The sequence below is a fragment of the Campylobacter sp. RM12651 genome, assembly GCF_022369475.1.
In the GTDB taxonomy this organism is placed as follows: Bacteria; Campylobacterota; Campylobacteria; order Campylobacterales; family Campylobacteraceae; genus Campylobacter_E.
This window is the reverse complement of the sequence record NZ_CP059600.1, coordinates 1-17826: the sequence shown is the minus strand read 5'-3', so window position 1 is coordinate 17826 and position 17826 is coordinate 1. Positions and strand designations below refer to the sequence as shown.

General features: G+C 25.2%; 13 protein-coding genes. 3 read left to right on the top strand and 10 right to left on the bottom strand.

What is annotated here, in order from left to right; translation table 11 throughout:
• Window positions 1-8 precede the first annotated feature (8 nt).
• From AVBRAN_RS00065 to AVBRAN_RS00055, 3 genes are all read left to right on the top strand, one after another.
• The gene (locus AVBRAN_RS00065; protein ID WP_214150569.1) at window positions 9-890 is read left to right on the top strand and encodes an RNA pseudouridine synthase; all 882 of its coding nucleotides are present in this window, start codon (window positions 9-11) and stop codon (window positions 888-890) included.
• 278 nt (window positions 891-1168) lie between these two features.
• Complete coding sequence (locus AVBRAN_RS00060) at window positions 1169-1756, top strand: hypothetical protein (protein WP_214116145.1); 588 nt, start codon at window positions 1169-1171, stop codon at window positions 1754-1756.
• Between the two features lie 109 nt (window positions 1757-1865).
• Window positions 1866-2891: a GGDEF domain-containing protein gene (locus tag AVBRAN_RS00055; protein WP_239803234.1), complete on the top strand. Its 1026-nt coding sequence runs from the start codon at window positions 1866-1868 to the stop codon at window positions 2889-2891.
• 151 nt (window positions 2892-3042) lie between these two features.
• On the opposite strand, the gene AVBRAN_RS00050 is transcribed toward AVBRAN_RS00055, so the two are convergent.
• From AVBRAN_RS00050 to dnaA, 10 genes are all read right to left on the bottom strand, one after another.
• Window positions 3043-6282 (bottom strand): autotransporter outer membrane beta-barrel domain-containing protein, encoded by a 3240-nt coding sequence (locus tag AVBRAN_RS00050; RefSeq protein WP_239803233.1) that lies wholly within the window; start codon window positions 6280-6282, stop codon window positions 3043-3045.
• 75 nt (window positions 6283-6357) lie between these two features.
• Window positions 6358-7935, bottom strand: coding sequence for a single-stranded-DNA-specific exonuclease RecJ (gene recJ, locus AVBRAN_RS00045; RefSeq protein ID WP_239803232.1), 1578 nt, complete (start codon window positions 7933-7935; stop codon window positions 6358-6360).
• Window positions 7923-9524: a CTP synthase gene (locus AVBRAN_RS00040; protein WP_214116158.1), complete on the bottom strand. Its 1602-nt coding sequence runs from the start codon at window positions 9522-9524 to the stop codon at window positions 7923-7925. Before AVBRAN_RS00040 ends, recJ begins: the two co-directional genes overlap by 13 nt.
• Before the next feature lie 47 nt (window positions 9525-9571).
• Window positions 9572-10003 carry a hypothetical protein gene (locus AVBRAN_RS00035; protein WP_214116160.1) on the bottom strand — a complete coding sequence of 144 codons (432 nt, stop codon included), beginning with the start codon at window positions 10001-10003 and terminating at the stop codon, window positions 9572-9574.
• A 108-nt stretch (window positions 10004-10111) separates the two neighbouring features.
• Window positions 10112-11335, bottom strand: coding sequence for an HD domain-containing protein (locus tag AVBRAN_RS00030; protein ID WP_214150396.1), 1224 nt, complete (start codon window positions 11333-11335; stop codon window positions 10112-10114).
• Window positions 11335-11757 (bottom strand): preQ(1) synthase, encoded by a 423-nt coding sequence (gene queF, locus AVBRAN_RS00025; protein ID WP_214119961.1) that lies wholly within the window; start codon window positions 11755-11757, stop codon window positions 11335-11337. Before queF ends, AVBRAN_RS00030 begins: the two co-directional genes overlap by 1 nt.
• Window positions 11754-13082: an EAL domain-containing protein gene (locus AVBRAN_RS00020; protein ID WP_239803231.1), complete on the bottom strand. Its 1329-nt coding sequence runs from the start codon at window positions 13080-13082 to the stop codon at window positions 11754-11756. The genes queF and AVBRAN_RS00020 overlap by 4 nt, the downstream gene beginning before the upstream one ends.
• Entirely contained in the window at window positions 13079-15391 is a 2313-nt protein-coding gene (gyrB, locus tag AVBRAN_RS00015; RefSeq protein WP_239803230.1) for a DNA topoisomerase (ATP-hydrolyzing) subunit B, read from the bottom strand. The genes AVBRAN_RS00020 and gyrB overlap by 4 nt, the downstream gene beginning before the upstream one ends.
• A 9-nt stretch (window positions 15392-15400) precedes the next feature.
• Window positions 15401-16483 carry a DNA polymerase III subunit beta gene (gene dnaN / locus AVBRAN_RS00010; protein WP_214116171.1) on the bottom strand — a complete coding sequence of 361 codons (1083 nt, stop codon included), beginning with the start codon at window positions 16481-16483 and terminating at the stop codon, window positions 15401-15403.
• Window positions 16484-16509: 26 nt separating this feature from the next.
• A complete protein-coding gene (dnaA, locus tag AVBRAN_RS00005; protein ID WP_214116173.1) occupies window positions 16510-17826 on the bottom strand; it encodes a chromosomal replication initiator protein DnaA in 1317 nt (438 codons plus the stop codon).

The window sequence follows — 17826 nt, the reverse complement described above, 5'->3', positions numbered from 1 at the left end:
AATTAGTTATGCAAAATTTAAACTACGATTTAAAAAAAGCACAAAGATTTTGTGATAAAAATCGTGTTATTATTTTTAAAAATAATGTTAGTAAAAAGCTAGAAAATACTTTAAATATAGAAGAAATAAATTTAACTGATATTGAAATATGTAAAAAGAATTCTATTATTTGTGGAGAATATTATTTACTAATTTATGAATGCGTTAGTAATAATTTAAAACCAATTTTTGAAAATGAATATTTTGCAATTTTTAATAAACCAAGCGGAGTTTTATCACATCCTAATGGAAGAAATTGTGAGTATTCTTTAAATGATGAAATTTGGCAAAAATATGGAGAAAATGCAAGTGTAGCTCATAGACTTGACGCTGCTACAAGTGGTCTTATAATGGTAGCTAAAACAAAAACTGCCAATAAAGAATTAAAAGAACTTTTTGCAAAACAAAAAATACACAAAGAATATTTAGCATTAGTATGTGGTAATATTAAAAATGATTTTTGTGTTAGTGCAAGACTTAAAAATGATGATGATTTAAAAAATAAAATGCAAGTTTGTGTAGATGGCAAGATTTCACAATCTGAATTTATAGTTATCAAAAATTATCCTAAATATACACTTTTAAAAGCAATTCCACTAACAGGAAGACAACATCAATTAAGAGTGCATTTGCATTATGTAGGAAATAAAATCGCAGGGGATAATTTGTATGGACTTACTAACAAACAAGCAAGAGATATTTTAGATAAGAAAATATCAAATATAAAAGAACTTTGTGGTGCAAGTAGGCTTTGTCTTCATTCTGCAAGATTAAAATTTACTTATAAAAATCAAGATTATGATTTTTTTAATGATGATATAGAAAATGAATTTTTAGGAGCAATTAAATGAATGGATTAGATATATTTCAATATTTATTTATGGGTGTTGTTTGTATTGGTGGAATTATTGGAATGATTTTTATCATAATCAATGAAAAGAAAAAATAATGTTTCACGTGAAACTTTTTATCATTAGATTATTTTAATGTTTCACGTGGAACATTAAACTTATAATAAAATTAAAATTATTTACATACAAAATAAATTCATTAAACAAAAATTTTATTCTAAAACTTTGTTATAAATATAAATATAAAATATTTTATAAATTTTATTGAAGGAGAAAATATGAAAAAGATATTAATTTCTTTATTTTGTATAGGTGCATTAAATGCTAGTTCAATCAGTGAAATTGAAAAATTAAAACAAGAAAATGAAATTCTAAAACAAAGAATTGATGCTTTAGAAAATAAATTCTATGACCCGTTTGATGATTTTTTTAAAAGTTTTGATGCAATCAATAAACAACATATAAAAGCTTTAAATGAAATCAAAAAATCAATGGAAGATGATTTTAAAAACTACAAATCAAATTCTAATTACTCAAGTTATTTTCAAATCAACAATATCATATCTTATATGAAACAAACTTCACAAAATATAGATAATAAAACCAATTCAAAAATAGAAATAAAAACATATAACGAAAACACAAAAAAGGAATATTTATTAAAAGATATTATAAAAGATTTTGATACTTTTAAGGTGTATTTTAATTCAAAAAATCTTGATAAAAATATAGAATTAGATAAATTCTATATTAGTAGTAATGGCTTTGTATTCTTATCAAAGGATTTTAAAAATCAAATTATTATTAATTTTGAAGATATGAAAATTTATTTAAAAGATGAATTTTTAAAAGAACTTTCTTTATAAATTCACAAACCCTATTTTATAAATAGGGTTAAACTTTAAAAACATATTAAAATATAAATTTAATTACCGATATATTAGTATAATCAGTAACTAAATATAAAGGTAAATTATGAAGCAATCACTTCTATTAGAATTAATCCATCCACTTCCTGCGGCAACACTTGGTTTTGAACTTTTAGTATTTTTAGGTTCAATATATTTTAAAAAACTAAATATCACTTTTATAACATTGTTATTTTTAGCTAGTAGGATATTATTTATTTTTATGGATTTTCAACAAGCCCACGCATATATTTCACTATTTTCACCGATTGTATTCGCAATATTATTAACGCTTAAAAAAGATTATCTTTCTACAAAAAGATTAATTCCTGCTTATTTAGTAGTATTATTTTATATCTTAATTGGTATATTTATTAAAGATTACCAATTCATATCGTATTTGCATAATTTAAACTTTATAAATCTTACTTATGTTTATTCAGATTTTTCTTTTTGCTTATTTTTAGTTTTAATGATTTATGTTGTAATTCTTAGAAAAATTAAAAATTTTGAATGTTTCTTGCAAGGTGCATATATTGCAGCCTATTTTCAATTTATATTCTACAATAGCCTTCAATTTTATAATTTAAGTTATTTTGAATTAGGCTCATTTATATTCTTAGCTGCTATTGGTTATCAAGGATATAAACTAGCGTTTTATGATTCACTAACTAATGTTTATAACAGAAGAGCTTATGATACTACTGAAGTAAAAAATAAAGATGTAATTGCTGTAGTTGATATAGATTTTTTTAAAAAGATTAATGATACTTACGGGCATGATGTAGGAGATATTATTTTAAGAAGTCTTGCAAGTATTTTAAAACAATATTCAAAAACTTATCGTTATGGTGGAGAAGAATTTGTTTTAATTTTTAAAGAATATGATTTTTATAAGTGTGTTAGCTTACTTGAAAACCTTAGAAACGAAGTACAAAATCATACTTTTAAGGCTAAAAATCACGAAATAAAACTAACTATTAGTATAGGTGTTAGTTTGGTTACAAACTCTAAATTTGGAGCGTTTGAAACTGCTGATAATAGACTTTATAAAGCTAAACAAACAGGAAGAAATAAAACTATATTTGAATAACCAAAGTCATATTAAATTCTTTAATAAATTTATTATTTATACTAAGTTTGTGAGTATATTTATTTTTATAAAATTACTTAAAAGATAATAATATTTGAAAACCTTATTTTAAATCCTATAAATTAGAATTTAAAATAAGAAAATTCAATACTTAAAACTCAAATCTAATACTTGCATTAATATTATAATCAATATTTAAATTCCCACTAAAAGTCTTTTCAGCTTCTATATTTAATCCTAATTTTTTACTAATATTTTTATTAAGTCCTATACTTGCAAAACCTCTTTTATCTTTCTTCGCTCCACTAAAAGCAAAAGAACTAATCCCATCACTAACTAAAAAATCAGGATTATTAGTTAAATCAAATATTCCACCAATTCCAGCTCTTAATGTTGTATTATTAATATCTACTCCAGTATAAACTGCTGCTTTTGATACCATTAAAACTTTTGAAGAAGATGTAATATTGACATTTGATACTTGAGATAAATTGCCAAATTGAATTACTTTTTCACCTTTAATATCAGTCTTTGGGATATAATTTGCAATCAATTCTAAACTAGGCTCTAAATAAAATTCATCACCAAATCTATAACCTAATTCAGCACTTGCTATTATACCTGTTCCTTTACTAGTAGAATTTCCTAAAAATGTATCGTTTCTAAACTCGCTTTTATAATGATTTGTTTTAAGAGTAGCATCTAAGAAAAATCCATTATTATAAACATTACTAAAATACACTCCAAAACCATAATTATTAATTTTTGAATTAGTAGTATTATCAGTAGTTGTTTTACCGATATTTAGCATAATTCCTGCATAAGTATCAAAATCATTATTATTTATAATTTTGTCAGCACCTAATTGTATTTCATTGGCTTTTATAGAAGTATTTTTGATACTACCTTTATTTATATATCCACGAATCCAAATTCCTGCATTATTAGTAAAACTTCTTAATTCTCCTAAACGCTTATTAAGATTATTATATTCAAACACTTGAGAAAAATAAAATTGCGAAGTCATTAATTTAGCTGATTCTAAAGCTTTTTCATTTTTACCTGTTACCATTAATTTTATAGCTTCTTTTTGTTCTTCTAATGCTATTTCAAATTTTTCTTCATCAGTCTTAGGCTCACTTGGTTTAATAGGATTTGCAGGTTTTAAATCTATCCAAGGAATGCTTGGTTTGATTTCAGGTTTTGCTTCTTCGTTAGGATTAGGTTTAATATTTTCATTAGGATTTATAGGAGTTTCTGGTGTAACTTCTGGCTTAATATCAGGTTTTATTTCTGGCTCACTTGGTTTAGTATCTTCAATATTTGGTGGGGTTGTTGGCTTAATAGGATTTGCAGGTTTTAAATCTATCCAAGGAATGCTTTTATTATCAAAATCTTTTATCATTGTGCCTTTATTTTCTAGACTTTTATCTGTATTTTGATTAATTAACTCTTTTGCTTCGTTACTTGCTAATAAATTATCATTAAAATCTACTAAATCTTTTATTTTATCACTATTAGCCACTATTTCATTTATTTTATTTATATCTAATTTAGAATTATTTTTATAAGTTAAATCATTAAAACTTTGCTTATTATCCTTAGCTAAAACATATACTTGATAATCTCCTACCTTTTCACTCTTTAAATAAGAATTCGCTAAAGCATATTCACTAATTCCTGAATAGAATTTAAGATTTGTAGCAAAATCATTATTAGCACCCTTTAAAATAGCTAAAGGTAAATTAACACTTAAATTATTTGCTATTAAATTCCCTTTAGTATCTTTGCTAACTACTCCAATAATTCCAAAATTATTATTAGCCCCACTTGTGCTAATTTTAGAAATTATTGCTCCATTATAAGTAGTATTTGTGCCACCTAAGAAGAATGTAGAATTATTTGCAATTAGTTCATTTGTGCTAAATGCTCCTAAACTTGTAGAATTATTTAAGCTTATTTTATTTGCTGATATTTTATTTCCTGCTAAATCTTTAAAACTACCTACTAAAGAACTCCTAGTTAAATCAATATTAATAGAATTATTACTTTTAATATCAAAATTAAGAGCTGAATTTGTAGCCTTTAAAACACCCCCCCCCATTAATTCTAAATATCCTTTAGTATTTATATCTTTACCTACTTTTGTATTGGTTAAATTAAAATTTTTAGCACTATATTTAGCATCACTTATAGATGGTAATTTAAATCCTTCTAAAGTGCTTTTATTTAAAATTATTTCATCAGCACTAAAACCACCTTTAAAAATTGAATTAGTATCATCAATTTTGCTTACATATTCACTTTTTACAATTTTATTAAATACTGAATTAGAGCTTTTTATTTCTCCTGAATAATTATTTAAAGCCCCATCTAAATAAACATTATCTAAGCTTATTTTAGAATTGATAGTAGGTTTTAGAGTTTTTATAAGTCTAATATCATCAGAATTTACAATATCGCCTTTAATATAACTATTTGTAATTATAAATGTTCCAGTAGAAGTTGAACTTTTATTTAAATCAAGACCACCACCAATATAAGCTTTGTCAATATTTGCATTTTTTCCGAGATTTGTTTTAGTGCTTGAATTGATAATAGTATCAAAAGTATTATTTGTAGCATTCATAGTATTGCTTGATTTTGCAATGAAATTTGAATTATTTTTATAAATACCCTTAATAGTAAAATCCCCATCAGTATTTATATACCCTGTTATACTAGAGCCTTTATTATTTTTAGTATCATCTATTATAATAGTGCTTGATTGATTAGCCATAATAGCTGTTGATTTTATATCATTATCTCCTGCTTTTATGATTGAACCACTTATATTTAAATAGGTTTTATCAGTTCCAAAACTACGAGCATTAATAGCTTGATAACTTCTACCACGCTGATAACCTCCTTCTACTAAAGAATTATTTAAATTTAATGTCCCCTTATCTATTAAAATAGCAGAAGCAAATTGAAAATCTGTTCTATCAGCATTACCAGCATAAACACTAGAATTAATTAGAGTAACTATTCCATTATTTTTTATTTTAATAGCTTCTATATTATTACTAAATACACTATTGCCTTGAGAAATAAAAATAGAACCATTATCTGTAAAATTACCGCCAGATACTAATATTAAATAATCTTTATTATCAATTTGTGTATTTTTATAATCAAATATTAGATTTTTATTTTCTATACTATTTGTAGTTAATGTGCCATTAATTACAAAAGTTGAATAAATACTATCATCTATTTTATTGGCTTTAATACTAGATATTCCTGTTTGTTTTATGTCTATATTTTTTGTTAAGTCACCAACAATATTTGTAGCATCATATGAATATAAAATAGTTGTAAGAACTATACTTAATTTAAAAATATTTTTCATTAAAAAACCTTTATTTTTTACATAAATTTGTATTACATGAATTAATATTAAATAAAATTTAGTTATTTTAAAATATTAAATATAAATATTAGAAATATTTAGCTGAATTGTAGGGCTAGGTTTGAAATAATTTTTTTGCAAACTATAATGAATATTGACACATTCATTTTCAAATGGGATAAAATCACAATTAAAACAAATCGCTTCAAAAGTTAAATTATTTTGAGTAAAAGTGCATTTTAAGTGCTTTTCGTTTAATAAAACTAGATTTTTAATAATTACGCCTTTACTTATAAAAAATGGCTTTTCATTACCTTGCCCAAAAGGCTCAAAATCACTTAAAATATCTAATAATTCCATATCAATTTCGCTAAATTCTAACTCGCCTAAAGTATTAGTAGTATCACAAAAATCAATATCATTATAATTAAGTTCTAAATTATTTAGCCTTGTTTTAAATTCTTTTAAATGTTCAACCTTTAAAGCAAGTCCAGCAGCTCCTTTATGTCCGCCGTAATTAGTCAAAATATCGCTAACATTTGATAAAAGCTCTAAAATATCAAGCTCTGCTACGCTTCTAGCACTTCCTTTTGCTAAGTCATCTTCAATATTAAAAACAAAACTAGGTTTATTAAATTGTTTAGCTAAACGACCTGCAACTATGCCTAAAATACCCTTATGCCAATTCTTAGAATAAGCTATGATTACTTTATCATTTTCGTTTGCAAATTCTATGCTTTCTAAAAAACTTTGCTTTTCTTGTTCTTTTCTATCTTGGTTTAATTTTTCTATTATTTCTAATAAATTCTTAGCTTCATTAAGGCTTTTTGCTCTTAAAAATTTATAAGAAATACTAGCATCATCCATTCTTCCACTAGCATTTAATAATGGTGCTATTAAAAATGGAATACTCTCATAATCAAAGAATTTCTTTTTATATTTTTCTTTTAAAACTACAAAAGCAGGACGATTTAATTTATTTAACTCTTTTAAGCCATAGCGAACTAATATATGATTTAAATCATTTAAATTCATCATATCAGCAACAATTGCAATACACAATAAATCTAAAAAACTAGCCATATTGTATTCTATATCTAATTCTTTTTTAATAGCCCCACATAGCCACCAAGCTACTTGCGCCCCGCAAATCTCACAATTAATATGCTTAGAAAACTCACAATCATCTCTTTTTGGATTAATTACAGCATAAGCATTTGGTAAAGTATCTCCTGGGGTGTGATGATCGCTTATTATTAAATCTATACCTAATTCTTTACATTTATTTGCAGCTTCATACGCTACTATTCCATTATCAACCGTGATTATTAAACTAGCGTCTAAATTACTCACTATATCTTCGCTAATTCCGTATCCATCGCTAAAACGATTTGGAATTTTAACAATTATTTCTACACCTAAATTAGCAAAAAATTCACTCATAATAGTAGAAGATACTATGCCATCTACATCATAATCTCCTACTACTGCTATTTTTTCTTTATTTTTTATTGCCTTAGCTATTCTAATTGCTGCTTTATTCATATCCTTAAAGGTATGAGGTTTTGGAATAGTGCTAAGGCTTTTATGAAAATCGTTTTTAAATCTATCTTCTAAAACCTGCTTAATTTTAGTTTTATTTAGTGTAAGCATTGTCTAATAAAGCCTAAGATGACAGGATTTGCTTTAGTTAGCCTTGAAGTAAATTCAGGATGATATTGAACGGCTACGAAGAAATCATTATTTGTATTTTCAATAGCTTCAATAAGTCCATTTGATTCTCCACTAATAATAAGTCCATTTTGCTCGTATAAATCACGATATTTTGAGTTAGCTTCATAGCGATGGCGATGTCTTTCATAAGCTACTTTAGAATTATATAACTTACTTAAAAGTGTGCCTTCTTTTATATTACAAACATATTCACCAAGTCTTAAAGTCCCACCTAATGGAGTTTTTATTGTTCTGATTTCTTTTGAACCTGATTGATTAATAAATTCATCAATTAAATAAACAATAGGATTTTTAGTATTCTCATCAAATTCAGTTGAATTAGCATCATCAAGTTTTATAACATTTCTAGCAAATTCAATCAAACTAAGCTGCATTCCAAGACAAATTCCTAAAAATGGAATATTATTTTCACGAGCGTATTTAATAGCCTTTATTTTACCTTCAACACCACGCTGTCCAAATCCACCAGCTACAAGTATTCCATCATTTCCAGCTAAATCATTTTCATCTTTTAATTCTTCGCTATCTATCCAATTAATCTCTACTTTTGTATCAAGATTTGCACCTGCGTGAATTAGTGCTTCTGTTAAAGATTTATAACTTTCTTTTAAATCTATATATTTTCCTACGAAAGCAATTTTAACTTTTTTGCTTGGATTAATTATTTTTTCTGTTAATGCTTCATACTCTTTTAAATTAGGAGTTTTTAGCTTTAGATTTAAATGTTTTGCAATAGGTAAAAGTATATTTTGCTCTAAAAATTTAAGTGGAATTTGATATATGCTTTTTGCATCAATACTTTCTATTACACAATCAATTTCTACACCACAACTCTTTGCAATTTTTTCTTTTATTTCATCGCCTAGTGGGATTTCACTACGAGCTATTATCATATCAGGACTAATACCTATTCTTCTTAATTCTCCAACTGAATGTTGAGTTGGTTTAGTTTTTAATTCTCCTGCTACTTTTATAAAAGGAACAAGAGTTAAATGTGCGTAAAATACATTATTTTTTCCGTATTTAAGTCCTAAAGAACGAATTGCTTCAAGAAATGGTAAGCCTTCAATATCTCCAACCGTTCCACCGATTTCTACTACTAAAACATCTTGATTTAAAGCCGCTGCTTCCATTCTACTAGCAATTTCGCCTACAATGTGTGGGATTACTTGAATAGTTTTACCTAGATATTCTCCACGGCGTTCTTTTTCAATTACGCTTTGATATACTTTTCCTGTAGTAAAGTTATTAAGATGAGTTAAATCTTCATCTAAAAATCTTTCATAATGTCCTAAATCAAGGTCAGTTTCTGCACCATCTTTTGTAACAAAAACTTCTCCGTGTTCAAGTGGGCTCATAGTTCCTGGGTCAATATTTATATAAGGGTCAGCCTTTAAAATACTTACCTTTAATCCACTTTGTTTTAATAAACTTGCAATGCTAGCTGCTGCAATTCCTTTACCAAGTGAGCTTAAAACTCCACCTGTTACAAATATAAATTTAGCCATACTTTTTCCTATCAGTTTTTTTTATTGTATATAATTTTAATAACCAATCAAATAACTTCGTTTTTTAAAAATTCTAAAACCCTAATTTGTGCGAAATCTTCAATTTCTTCTTCGCCTTCTTTAATTGATTTTTTCAATACTAATCTATCAAGTTGAACGAAATTAATTTTTCGCTTTAGTTTTGGATTTTGTTTAGTTAATTTTTTAATTCCTTTAAGTATATTATCAACTCCCATTGTATCTTGTTTAATATATTTTATATATTGATAAATGGTCGCTAAAAATATTCTTCTTTTAATTTCTTTTTTATAGATTTCTTTTGAGAGTTGTTCTATTTTTCGCTTTAAATCTTGTCTTTCATCTTTAACAACTCCTGCAATACAAGAAATTAATTTAGCTCTTAAATCAAAAGAATTATTAACTCCTATAAAAGTAATTCTTAAATTCGCTAAAAAAATATAAATTAAATCTAATTTCATTTACCCTCTATTAAGTCATTTTATCTTAAAATGCGTTTTCTCAAGTCAAGCCTTGTGCAATGTTTGTAAAAAGCAGAGCTTCAGGATGGGAACATAGCAGAGCACTTTTTATGAGTGTGTGCCGCAAGTCTCTTGGCTTGGGTTTGTAAAAAACTCTTCAAATTCTTTTAACATTTCATAAAAATTTACTTCACCAATTTTAGGATTTTCTTTAAAATCATTTAAAATCTTTGAATAACCATTTTTTAAATCCTTAGATTTAACGCCGTAATAATTAGAAATGATTGCTTCTAAAAAAGCTCCAGTTTTATCACAAGCTTTAAGCATTTTTCCATCAATTGTATTAAAACAATCTTCATTATAATCGTTAGGATTTTGAATAATTTTTACATTTTCTTTATTTATTCTATTTTTAAATTCATCTTTTTTAATCTTACCATCTTCATTATAAATTCCTAAAAGATAAGCAAATTCAGCTCTTATATTATTAGGCACAAAAGGTAAAATCTTTTCATCAATTAATTTAAGCTCATAATCACTTATTATCTCACTAAGCCCATCAATTCCGTATTTAACAGGTGTAATAATATCTCTTGTAAGACTTTCTGGTAAATCGTGAAAAATCGCACAAAAGAAGTTGCTAATAAATCTAGTATCACAAGCTTTTATTTTAAGACAATAAAAATAGCTTAAAACAGCTACTACTAACATATGTCCTAAAACACTTGTTTCAGGAATTCTAGGAGTTTGAGCCCAACGCTTTTGAAATCTTAAACGACCACTTAAATCAATTACCTTAGCTAATTTTTGATTTAATGATATTTTTTGAACTGCTAAAATTTCTAAATAATCTTCTAATTCTTCATCTAACTTAGCTTTAATTTCTTCATAATTACTAACATTTGGATATATGAATGAAAACTCATATCTAGTTGATAAATACCCTGCTGCTTTTAAAATAAATTTTTCTTTTTCGTGAGTTTTATCATTATAATAATCATTAAAAATTTTTAAAAAATCATCGTTTTTATTGATTAAACTAAATTGTTTTTGTATCCATTCATCTAATTCTTTTTGTTTTGTTTTTTTGATTTCATTTAATACATCAGGGCGAATATCAGTAACTATTACACGAGAAATAAACTCAACAACAATAGCATCAAGTAAAAATCTCATATCAATGTCTTTTTCACTTTTTGCTAAAAAATAAGCAATAATAGCCTTATGAGCTTGTTTATCAAGTTCAACTAAATTACAAATTCTAGGAAAATCATTCCATCTTGAAATTGAAGCAGCCTTAAAAATATGTAAAACAAGCTCTGGACTAATCATTATTTATCCTTTTTATCTTTTTTCTTTTCTTTTTTAATTTCCGTATCAGAGCAGCACTCAATCACCGTATGAACATTACCACGAGGATTAAAATCTCCAACTAATTTAATATATTTTGGTTTTAAACGCTTTTTAAGAGTATTATAAATCTTATTTATACTATCTTCGTGGCTTATGTTTTTGTTATAAAATGAATTAACATAAAGTTTAATTGCTTTAAGTTCAACTACCCATTTATTAGGTATATATTCTAAATATAATGTTGCAAAATCAGGATAACCACTTCTTGGGCAAAGACAAGCAAATTCAGGTAGAGTTATTTTAATAACATAATCATTTTTTTGCTTATTTTCCCAACGCTCTAATTTTTTACCTTTAATTTTTTTTATTTCTTTTTGTCCGTATTTTAATTTTTCTTTCATTTCATCTCCTTAAGATTTTTGTCCTTATAAAATAAAAAGCCTTGATAATAATCAAATTTAATATCTTTTGTTAAATCAAGTAGATTTTTATTATCAATAAATCTCATAATAGTTTTGATATTTAGGCTTTTACATAAATTAAATAAATTTTCATAAATTATAAAATATTTTTCATTTTTTACATTTTTATTAAACTCAATATCAAAAATACCAAATTCAAATTCTAATCGTTTTAAATATTCTAAAGAACTAGGCGAACCTATACGATTTAGGGCAAAATTGATATTAATTTCTCTATATTCTTTTATTATTTCTTCAAATCTTGGCATATCATAATAAACATCATTTTCAAAAAATTCAAAAATAATTTTCCCATTTGTATTAGGGTGCTTAATAAAATATTCTCCTAAATAAAATAAGAAATTTAAATTCCTTAAAAAATCAGGAGATATTTTAATAATAATCCTATTATCAAAATGATATTCTTTCGCTAAAAGTTCTAAAAGATTTTTATAATAATTAAATTCTAAATTATTTTTAATAATTATTTCTTCTAATTTTGCTTGAGATATTTTCTCTGGATAATCTGAATTAATCCTATAATTTAAATAATATATTTCTTCTTCGCCTTCTAGCCTTTGGATTTTTAAGAAAAAATCACTCTTATTTATAGAGCTTACAACACTATTAGTAATGATATTTTCAGTAGCTACATCTACATCATCTTTTAATCTATTTTGTGCTTCTAAATAAAGTTTATTAAAATTAATACTTGATTTTATAATAGAATAATAACACTTAAAATCAACTCCATCTATTCTTTCTCTTTTAATTTCTAAAAATATTTTTTTAATTTCGTGTTGCAAGGTTTTATGCTTTGAACTACTTAAAATCATAAAATCAGCAGTAGTAATCCTACCTATTATTAAATTTTCATCCCACGCATAGAATTTATCAATTAATTTTTTTAATAATCTATCACTTTTATTAAACCCTAGCATTAATTTAATTTCGTTTATATTAGAAATTGTAAAAAACACTATAAAATCATCATTATTTAGATATTTTGTAAATTCACTTTGTAATAAAGTCCCAGTTTTTTCATCAATTACATTATGCTTTACTGATTTATAAATTACAAAAACAAAATAATAAAAATACAAAAATATAAAACATAAAATTACTAATATATCTAATGGTTTAAAAACTATTTCGTTAAATTCTTGCAAATATACAAAAGCAAAAACTAATAACAATAAAGGCATAATGAGCTTAATAGCTGCATCTTGCCTATTTTTTCTTTCAATTTTTTTACTAATTGTCATATATCTAAGTGTTTTACATCTTTAGCGTGTGCTTGAATATATTCACGGCGAGGTTCAACTTCATCTCCCATAAATAAATTAAACACTCCACTAGCCCTATCAAAATCATCAACACTAATTTGAATTAAACGGCGATTTTCAGGGTCCATTGTAGTTTCCCATAATTGTTCTGGGTTCATCTCACCAAGACCTTTATAACGCTGAATATAAGTTCCTTTTTTAGCATTTTTTTCAACTTCATCAAGAACTTCTAAGAAATCTTTATCATTAAAAATATTTCTTTCTTCAATTTTTTTATAAATATAAGAAGCTTCTTCAAAATATGGACTATAAAATAAATCATTATTTACAACTATTTCTTCTAAACCATTTTGAGTTTGAACATAGATTTTAATCTCATCTTCACTAAGATAATGATTTAATATATTAAATCCTTTTGCTTCTAAAAATTCTTTTGATACTTTAAAAATCTCTTGCATATTAAGAGCTAAAATATCAGGATTTTCAACATAATGTCTAATTAATTCAATCACATTAAAGCGTTTTTTAAGCTCATTTAAAATACTTCTATAAGCTGCTACAACTTTTAAGAAATCTTTTAAATCATTTGTCCCAATTCCACTAAATTCTAAATTCTCAACTCCAGTTTCAATCAAATAATCATTTAAAGCTTTTTCATCTTTTAAATATATTTCTTTTCTTTGACCTTTTTTATAGCGATATAATGGTGGTTGAGCTAAATATACATGTCCATTTCTAATTAATTTTTGCATAAATCTAAAGAAAAATGTAAGAATTAGAGTTTGAATATGAGAACCATCAACATCAGCATCTGTCATAATGATAATTTTATGGTATCTTAATTTTTCTATATCAAAATCATCGCCTATTCCACAACCAAATGCCGTAATCATATTTTTAATTTCATCAGATTTTAAGATTTTATCAAGGTGTGATTTTTCAACATTTAAGATTTTTCCTTTTAAAGGTAAAATCGCTTGAAATTCCCTATTTCTTCCTTGTTTAGCAGAACCACCCGCACTATCGCCCTCTACTAAATATATTTCTCTAATTTCAGGGTCTTTTGAAGAACAATCAGCTAATTTTCCAGGTAAAGTCCCTACACTTATGCTTTCTTTTTTACGAGTTAATTCTCTTGCTTTTTTTGCTGCTTCACGACCTCTTGCAGCCATTAAAGCTTTATTCATAATAGCACGAGCATCGTTTGGATTTTCTTCAAAGAATTTAGTTAAAGCATCGTTTGTAATTTTATTTACTATACCACGAACATAAGAACTACCTAATTTACCTTTAGTTTGTCCTTCAAATTGTGGTTCAGGAACTTTTACACTAACTATTGCAATAAGTCCTTCTTTAGTATCTTCGCCTGTTATTTTTATATCTTTTTCTCTAGCAGCTGCATTTGCTTCAATATAACTTGTAATTACTTTTGTAAGCCCCATTCTAAAGCCTGCTTCGTGAGTTCCACCATCTGCGGTTTTAATGTTATTTACGAATGAAAATAAAGTCTCACTATAAGTATCATTATACATTAATGCAATATCTACAACTACATCTTCTGCTTCATCATTAAATGCAATTACATTTGTAACAGCTTCTTTTTTATTTAAATCAGTTACAAATTGAGAAATACCACCATCATAATGATAAGTTTCGCTTTTACCATTTCTTTGGTCTTTAAAATTAATAGTAATTTGTGGATTTAGATATGCTAATTCACGAAATCTCTTAGCTAAAGTATCATAATCAAATTCAACTACTTCAAATATCTCAGGGTCAGGGAAAAACTCTATGCTAGTTCCTGTGCGATTGGTTGTTTTGATTATTTCTAGCTCACTTGTTGGAATACCTTTAGAAAATTCTTGTCTATGAGTATTTCCATCTCTTTTAACGGTTGCAATTAATTTAGATGAAAGTGCATTTACAACCGATACACCAACGCCGTGTAAACCACCACTAACCTTATAAGTATCTTTATCAAATTTTCCACCAGCGTGAAGAACGGTTAAAACAACGGTTAGAGTTGAGATATTTTCAGTTGGGTGAATTCCAACAGGAATTCCACGACCATTATCAGTAACTATACAAGAACCTTCTTTGGTAATTTCAATATCAATAGTATTACAAAAGCCAGCCATAGCTTCATCAATAGAGTTATCAACTACTTCATAAACCATATGATGAAGACCATTAAAGTTAGTATCGCCAATATACATTCCAGGGCGTTTTCTAACTGCTTCTAGTCCTTTTAATACTTTAATTTTACTTTCTGCATAATTTTCTTGCATTATTTATCCTTAGTTTTTATTTGCTGATATTAGTGATAAGAAATTTTTACTTTCTAACACAACAGGAGCTGCTGATGAATAGAATTTAAATGTGAAATATTCATTTTCATTTAAATGTAAAAAATCCATCATATGTTTGTTTGTAAGATTTATTTCAAATTTATCTTCTATAGTAATATTTGTTTCTAGCTCACTTGTAGCATTTGTTTCGTTAAAATCATCACTTAAAGCATTATTTTTAAATGTGATTTTACCGGTTTCAAATTCTATTTGACATTTTGTGCAAACTGCACTTAGTTTTTTTATTTCATTTAAAAAGTCTTCGTTTTTAATGATAATTTCATTTGTAGGTAATTTATGTGGCATTACTTCAACATATCTTAAAAAATCAATAGTTGCTAATTTTGTAAAGAATTTAAAATTATCATTTTCAATGATTAAATAATTATTTGTTTTATAAACCCTTACTTCTTCATTTAATAATTTTTGTAGTTCTTGAGCTGATTTTTTTGTAATTATTAATCTTTGTTCGTATTCATTTTGAGCTATGAATGAATATTTATGAATTCTTTTAGAATCGCTTCCTACAAAAACAATGCTATCTTTTAAAATATCTATATAACAGCAATTAAATTGAAAAGAAATACCATTATTATCAACAGCAGGTAAAATCATTTTAAAGCCGATATTTAGTTCTTTTGCACTTATTAAAATAGGTGTTTTACTATTTTCATCTTCTAAGAAAGAAAAATTATTTTCACTATTTATTGGCAATGAAAAATTAGTTTTATTTTGAGTAATTTTGATAGATTTTTCTAATTTTTTGATTTTAATATCGCTATTATCAAGGCTTTTTAAAATATCAATTAATTTTTTAGCATTGATAAAAATTTGCCCTTCATTTATGATATTACATTCTTGGATTTTATATTCAATTCCTATTTCACTATCACTTGCTCTTAAAATTAATTCATTGTTATAAGCTAATAATAAAATATTAGAATTTAAACTTGTATTATCTTTTTTCTCAACATAATTGCTAACTATTAAAGCTATATTTTCTAATCTCTTTTTGTCTATTTGTATTTCCATATTCTTCCTTTTTCGCTTTATTATATTTAATAATCTTTATTTTTTGAGTTTATTATTTTATTTTTTAAATGTTCTACTAGGCTTCTAAAATCATCATCAAGACATATCATTTCATTTATTTTTTTAATATGTTTTGAAATAGCACTATGGTCTTTCATTTGAAAATGAGTTGCTATTTGACTTACTGAATTTGAAATTAATTCTTTAGTTAAAAATATAACTATTCTTTTAGCTTTTACTATTTCTTGTTTTTTGGAACTTGATTTTATTTCGCTTATTTTTACATTTAATTCTGAACTTACTATATCAAAAATATCTTCAATTTCAATATTTGATTGATTTTCTTTAATGTATTCTTTTATTTGATTTTTTAAATCATCTAAGGTTATTTTTTGTTTTCTTATACTTTGAAAAGCGTAAATATAATTTATAATTCCTTCTAAATCCCTTACATTTTCACCTATATAATTAGCAATAGTATTAATCATTTCATCATTTAATTCTATATCATATACAAGGCTTTTTTTCTTAATAATTGCTTTTTTGGTTTCTATATCAGGGACACTAATATTTGCAAGAACTCCTTTATTAAATCTTGATTTTAATCTATCTTCAATTCCATTTAAATTTATAGGAGCTACATCTGAAGTCATTATTATTTGACCATTTCTTTCTACTATATCATTAAAGATATGAAAGAATTCTTCTTGTATTTTATCAGTAGTTCCTAAGAACTGAATATCATCAATTAATAATAAATCACAATCTTTATATTCACTATTAAAACTATCAAATTTATTTGCTAATATTGCATTTTGATAGTCTTTCATAAAACCTTTTGAAGTTTTATATATTACTTTTTTTCCAAGTTCTAAACATTCATGTCCACTAGCTTGTAATAAGTGAGTTTTTCCTAAACCTGTATTTGAATATATAAAAATTGGATTAAAGTCTTTTCCAAATTTATTTTCATCTGTTATTGCTTTACAAATTCTATAAGCAAACTCATTACTTTGTCCTACTATGAAATTATCAAAAGTAAGGCTTTGATTTAATATTGAAATTTGTTTTTTAGCTACTATTGGTTGAGTTTCTTGTGGTTTGTTTATTTTTTCATTATTTACTTGAATTGTAATTTTATATTTTTTACTATTTGTTTTTTCTGCTATTTTTTCTAATATGCTTTGGTATTTTGTTTGAATATGTTTAGCTATGAATTGATTAGGTGCATTTAGAATTATTTCATTATTTTTGCTTTCATTAATTTGTAAAATTTCAAAATAATTTTTATATTGATTTTCTCCAATTAATACTTTTAATTCTTCTAGAATTTTATTTAACAT